This is a genomic window from Streptomyces chryseus (assembly GCF_014650755.1).
Lineage (GTDB): Bacteria > Actinomycetota > Actinomycetes > Streptomycetales > Streptomycetaceae > Streptomyces > Streptomyces chryseus.
Window position 1 is genome coordinate 21,543 of record NZ_BMVO01000041.1, and the last position, 6,000, is coordinate 27,542.

Annotated in this window: 5 protein-coding genes; 4 read left to right on the plus strand and 1 reads right to left on the minus strand. The window is 66.8% G+C overall.

The window, feature by feature from the left end:
* Window positions 1-610: 610 nt before the first annotated feature.
* Window positions 611-1,806, minus strand: a protein-coding gene (locus tag IE185_RS31475) for an IS3 family transposase (RefSeq protein WP_138894191.1) whose coding sequence is annotated in 2 segments (ribosomal slippage) — window positions 611-1,527 and window positions 1,527-1,806 — 1,197 coding nt in all. Because the reading frame shifts where the segments join, the coding sequence is not laid out codon by codon here.
* 1,247 nt (window positions 1,807-3,053) lie between these two features.
* Here IE185_RS31475 and IE185_RS31480 point away from each other — a divergent pair.
* From IE185_RS31480 to IE185_RS31495, 4 genes are all read left to right on the plus strand, one after another.
* A complete protein-coding gene (locus IE185_RS31480; RefSeq protein ID WP_138894186.1) occupies window positions 3,054-3,392 on the plus strand; it encodes a helix-turn-helix domain-containing protein in 339 nt (112 codons plus the stop codon).
* 224 nt (window positions 3,393-3,616) lie between these two features.
* Window positions 3,617-3,895: a GlsB/YeaQ/YmgE family stress response membrane protein gene (locus IE185_RS31485; protein WP_138894187.1), complete on the plus strand. Its 279-nt coding sequence runs from the start codon at window positions 3,617-3,619 to the stop codon at window positions 3,893-3,895.
* 281 nt (window positions 3,896-4,176) lie between these two features.
* Window positions 4,177-4,566, plus strand: coding sequence for a hypothetical protein (locus IE185_RS33490; protein WP_229843804.1), 390 nt, complete (start codon window positions 4,177-4,179; stop codon window positions 4,564-4,566).
* Window positions 4,567-4,872: 306 nt separating this feature from the next.
* Window positions 4,873-5,955 carry an alpha/beta fold hydrolase gene (locus tag IE185_RS31495; protein WP_229843805.1) on the plus strand — a complete coding sequence of 361 codons (1,083 nt, stop codon included), beginning with the start codon at window positions 4,873-4,875 and terminating at the stop codon, window positions 5,953-5,955.
* The last annotated feature ends 45 nt before the right edge of the window (window positions 5,956-6,000 follow it).

The window sequence follows — 6,000 nt, forward strand, 5'->3', positions numbered from 1 at the left end:
CCGACATCGCCCGGCTCCACCCCTCGAGCACGCGAACTTCGACTACCTGGGCCGCTACAGCTTCCGCGCAGTTGCCCCGGTCGGCGGCGGCCTGCTCGCGGTCGTGCGGGAAGCGGACGGCGAGGTGCTCGCTGACGCAGCCGAGGGAGTACCCGCTGCCCATGACCGGGTACGACGGTGAGCCGGGTGAGGAAGCCGGGGCGGATACGGACGAGTCCCTCATCCCAGTCCCCGCTGACCGCACCGACACACTTGCTGAAGGACCCAAGACCGTCTGCCGAGCCTCTGGCCATCGCCACGCACACCCGGCCAGTCGGGCATGGCTTCGGGCCATGCCCCGTCGTTCACCCCTGGTGACCTCTGATTCCGCAGCCGCCAACCCGCACGCGAAGCCGTATGGTCCGGATACTCGCGTGCGGGTTCCGGTGTTTGGGCGTCCAAGATCTATGCAACCTGCGCGCCAGCTCCTGCGGTAGTTGCAGGACGACATCGACTGCCACAACGCGGTCGCAGACAAGGACAAGGACACCAAGCCGGCGCCTGAAGGTTGTCCCGTAACTCGTCTGGGGGTTGGTGCTTGATGGGCCTTGACCCGGAATTCTGAACACGTCTATGCGGCTTGGGTCAGGGTAGTTGACGGCAGTTGGAAGGCGTTCTCGAAGGCGATCGGAGGCCGCTGACCGAGGTGGGAGTGCCGACGGCGGGGGTTGTATCGGGTCAGCCAGCGGAAGGCGCCGAGTCGTGCCTCGCGCTCGGTCGACCAGCCCTTCCGGCCTTTGAGCGTCTCTCTTTTGAAGGTTGCGTTGAAGGACTCGGCGGCGGCATTGTCCGCACTGGACCCAATCGCGCTTATGCTCTGCCGGACTCTGGCTGACCTGCAAGTTTCGGCGAAGGCCCTACTCGTGTATTGCGATCCGTGATCCGTGTGCATGATCGCTCCATCGAGACTGCCGCGGGTTCGCTCGGCGGCCGCCAGGGCGTCGATGACGAGCTCGGTTCGCATGTGATCTGCGATCGCCCACCCGGCCAGCCGGCGGGAGCACAGGTCGATGACGGTCGCGAGATAGAGCGGCTTCGCGCCGCTGACCGGCAGGTATGTGATGTCGCCGACGTACTTCGTGTTCACCGCGGCCGCGGTGAAGTCACGTCCGATCAGATCCGGCGCCTGCGCCGCGGCCGGGTCCGCAACGGTGGTCCGGTGCCGACGGCGCAGACGGACTCCCTCGAGCCCGATGGTCCGCATGATCCTCGCGACGCGCTTGTGGTTGATCCGTTCTCCTTCATCGCGGAGTTCGGCGGTGACTCTGAGGGCGCCGTAGGTGCCGTCGGATTCCTGGTGAACCTTGCGTATCCGGGCCGCGAGCCCGGCCTCGGCGATCTGCCGGGCCGCCCTTGCCGCCGCGGTGCGGCGCCAGTAGTAGAAACTCGAGCGGGAGACCCCGAGAATGTCGCAGAGCCGCTTCACGCCGAACCGGCGCTGGTGATCTTCAACGAACTGGCAGCGGTTCACCAGCGCGTCTCTCCCGCGAAATACCGGGCCGCCTTGCGCAGGATGTCGCGCTCTTCCTCCAGCTCACGGATCCTCGTCCGGGCCGCGGCCAGCTCCGCCTGAACGGCCTGCGCAGCGGCCGCCGACGAAGAGTGGGCGCCTGGGCGGCGCCCGTCGGCGGCCCGGATCCAGTTCCGCAGTGTCTCGGTGTTCACCCCGAGATCACCGGCGACCGACTTGATCGTCGCTCCTGGCCTCGACCGGTACAACGCGACCGCGTCCGCCTTGAACTCGGCGGGATAGTGCCTCATCCCCACAGGGACTCCGTTCTCCTGGACCATCAAGATCCATGTGTCTCCGGTGTCCAAAACCCGGGGTCAAGGCCCGGCCTGCCCAAGCCCGAGGGACTGGACGCCCACCGTGCCATGACTGAGTGGGTTCATGCGGTGATACTCCGATCGCGAGGTGTGCCAGATTCCACACTGGACGCGATGGGGCCATGGCGCGAGGGGAGCCACGCCGTGCTCGGTCGGCTCGACTGCCCGGCCCCGGAGGGGGCCGGACCAGGCAACAAGCTCAGGGCCTGGCGTACCAGCCGTCTCGTGTGCACCGGCCGCGGGCGTCGCGAAGCGAGCGGTTGCGACGCGCTCATCGTGTCCATCAGCTCACCCTGGTCTCTGGATCGTCGGTGATTTGTCCTGGCCGCCCCGGGCTTGCACTCCGGCTGTGTGCGTTGATCCGGCTTGCCACCGCCCTCCGCCCTCCGTCACTGTCGGGGCCGATTACCTCACCGTCGAACACGCGAAAATCTGTGACGGCTGGAGTAGACATTGGGGGGTGTCATGGTTATGGTTTCTCTCGTGGCTCAGAGAGACCGCAGGGCCTGGCAGAGACGAACTGCCGGGCAGCAGTACCCGCAGTACACGTAGTTGCAGTTCAGTAGTGCGGTGCGGTGGTGGAGTTTCGAAGCCAGGGTTGTTGCAGGGCGGCGACGGGACTGACGACCGGACCGGGTGGCCCGCGGTGATCAGGGGCCGCCGTGAGCAGTACCGCAGTAGCAGTACCCGCAAGTGCAGTGCGCAGTACCCATTCGCAGTACCCAGCAGTGAAGTCAGTGAGCGGTACCTCGGTGAAGGCGTCGGCTGCGGGCGCGCGCGCCGGGAGGTTCGGCAGTGGGGTTCTAAGCCAGAGCAGACGCAGGACGGGCGACGGGGCTGGCTGCCGAAGAGTGGCGCTTTGACAGGCCATTGAGCAGGTCGCATCACCAGCAGTACGCAGTACCCGTTTGGTATGTAGTTGATCCCAGAGGGAAGAACGGAGGAACAGGGCGCCATCAGGATCGCCCGGGCGGAAGCTTCTGAGTCCGGGTACCGCAGGACATCCGATAGTGAGGTGGTCTCCGGTCAAGCAACCGCGATCCCCGCACCCCCGACAGCAACTCGGTCGGGCATGCGGACACAGAAGGCCGGCGCAGTACCAGGGCCGGCAGATGGTGTAGCAGTTCCTTCGGGGCCCTGGTGCCATTGGCACCAGGGCCCCTCCACGTGTTCCACAGAGAGGTGCGATGACCGCAGACAACGCGCATGGCCGTCTCGACGACGACGATTATCCCGCCTACACCACGGGCCGGGCCGCCGACATGCTCGGCACCACCCAGGGCTTCCTCCGCGCCCTCGGAGACGCACGCCTCATCACCCCGCTCCGCTCCGCCGGCGGACACCGCCGCTACTCCCGCTACCAGCTGCGCATCGCCGCCCGCGCCCGGGAACTCGTCGACCAGGGCACCCCCATCGACGCCGCCTGCCGCATCATCGTCCTCGAGGACCAGCTCGAAGAAGCCCAGCGCATCAACGCCGCACACCACCGCACCGCCGAAGTGGCGAACCCAACGGCAGCGGCCTGAGACGACCGAGACCCGCAAACTGGGGCCAGGCCTTCGCGGCTGACGCCCGCACCCTCTGCCCGGGACGCACATCGTTCCGGGCATCGCGGGTCAGGTCCCGGGCCGCCCCGCGCCTTCTCCTCGACCGTTACCGGCTGGTCCAGAAACGATCGATGTTTGAAACCCTCCGCGCGGTGCAGACGATCGTTAACACCGGCTTTATTCATCGAGGTAGGAGACGCATCATGGGCATTCTGGCTTGGATCCTCATTGGTCTGCTCGCGGGCTTCATCGCCAAGGCGCTGATGCCCGGCAAGGACCCGGGCGGCGTCATCATCACCATGCTCATCGGCGTCGCCGGCGGTCTGCTCGGCGGCTTTCTCGGCAAGGTCCTCTTCGGCGTCGACTCCATCGACGGATTCTTCGACCTCTCCACCTGGATCGCCGCCATCATCGGCTCGGTCATCCTCCTCGCCGTCTACCGACTGGTCACCGGCAACAAGCGCCACCACAGCCACGCCTGACACAGCCTCATCCCGGACGGAAAACGGCTCCCCCCTCTTCCGAGGGCGGAGCCGTTCCGCTGCTGTGACCATCAGGCCGGCGCCGGACACCAGGTGAAGGAACGGCCGCGTCAAGTTGCGGCGGCGGCAGCGTGCCGGCTGGAGACAAGCAGGCCCAGTCGCCGTCCATTCTGCCTGACCCGCGTACGTGGGTGAGGGTTCGGGGGTGCACGGGTTGCGGCGTGACAGGGCGCTTGGGGGAGGCGGGTCGGCAGGACCGGCATTCGCTGCTGGGAGACCTCATGTCGGTGTCCGGTGCGTTCGAGGGCAGTGAGGGCATCGCCGCCGCCCGTGATCTAGCCCGTAGTTTTCTCACCGATGTGCAGGCCGCGCACGGACTGCCGGTGTCCGGGCGCGCGATGGGCATGGTGCCGCTCGCGGTCAGCGAGCTGGTGACCAACGCCCGCAAGTACGCACCCGCGAACGATAAGCTCGGCACAAACTGGATGTTTCCGACACTGCAGAGCCCACGCCTGCGGCGTGGAACGACGCCGCACCGACCCCTCAAGTGCGGCCCGTTCTGCGTCCGACAGTGTCAACTCGGCCTTCGGCCGCCCCATCCGCGCCATGGTGCAAGCATCAAGTCGTACAGCAAAGCACTCGGCGTAGTCCGGGCTGACTGCCGGCTGTGACCCTCGCCCGACGGCCGGGGCAAGGGCGGGCGCGTTTGATGCCCCTGTGGATGTCAGGGCCCGGAGCGGCGGCGGGCTGACGGCCGCTTTCCGGGTTCGTTGACGGCACCGCCCGTCCTGAGTGGCGGAGCGGTACCAAGTCCGGGGAATTCAGGGGGCCGGGCGGCAACCTCCGAGGTGCCTTCCTGAGGCCACCCCTGATCGCGTCCCTGTGCCTTCCCTGATTCCGGTCTCGGCCTCTTGTGCACCCGTATGGCCAATCACCACGCTCGGCGAGGGAGTAATCCCCGTGATCCATTTCGTGCGATGTTTGAAAGGGACTGCATGCAACCGTTCTTCAGGGCGCTCACCGGAGTGCTCGCTGTTGGAGCGTTCGCCGCCGGAGTGCCGACGCCGGGCGGGGTGGCAGCGGACGCCGTCCCTGCCGGCAGAAGCTCGACGCCGTCGAACGCCATCGTCTGGAAGCCGTGTCCCCAGGACGCCGCAGCAGAGTGCGGCTCCCTGCGCCTGCCCATCGACTGGGCACACCCTTCGGGTTCGACGTTCGATCTCGCGGTGGCCCGTCGCAAAGCAACCGATCCGGATCGTCGAGTCGGTGTGCTGCTGGTGAATCCCGGCGGGCCGGGCGATTCAGGTGTGGACTTCGCCGTACGGCGCGCCAAGGCCCACTTCAGCGCGGACGTCCAGAAGAGGTTCGACATCATTGGGTTCGACCCGCGAGGTGTCGGTGCCAGCCAGCCGGTGAGGTGCTCACAGGAGCTGCTGGCCCAACGGCCGTCGGCCTACCCCCGCAGCCAGGGGGAGTTCGATCAACTGGCCAACTTCAACCGGGCGTTACGACAGGACTGCCGACGGCACAGCGGTCCGATCTTCGACCACGCCGACACCCTGAGCGTTGTCCGCGATATGGATGCCATCCGCAGGTCCTTGGGCGAGAAGGAGATCAACTATTTCGGCCACTCCTACGGCACGCTGATCGGCCAGCAATACGCGGAGCAGTACGGTGACCGGATCCGGACCATGGCCCTCACCGCGAACATCGACCACAGCCTAGGCGCACGGGAGTTCCTCGTCTCCTCGGCGGTCACCGCAGAGGACTCGTTCCAGCAGTTCGTGACCTGGTGCGACCGCACCAGGTCCTGCGCACTTCATGGCCGGGACGTCACCGCTGTGTGGGACGGCCTGTTGGCCAGGGCGGACCGGGGAGAAGTACAGGATCCGGGAAACCCAGACCAGGCCCTCACCGCGAACGTGATCACACAGGTTGCCTTCAAGGCGTTCTACGGCCCGGACTGGGACGGGCTCGCCACGTACGTGGCAAGACTCGGCGCCGGGGAGCTGAAAGAGCGGCGGCAACCGCAGCGACTGCGGATCTCAGTGCCTGGTTGAGAACCGGTCACGGGCTGGTGGGTGTGTGAGGTGTGTGTCGTGCGA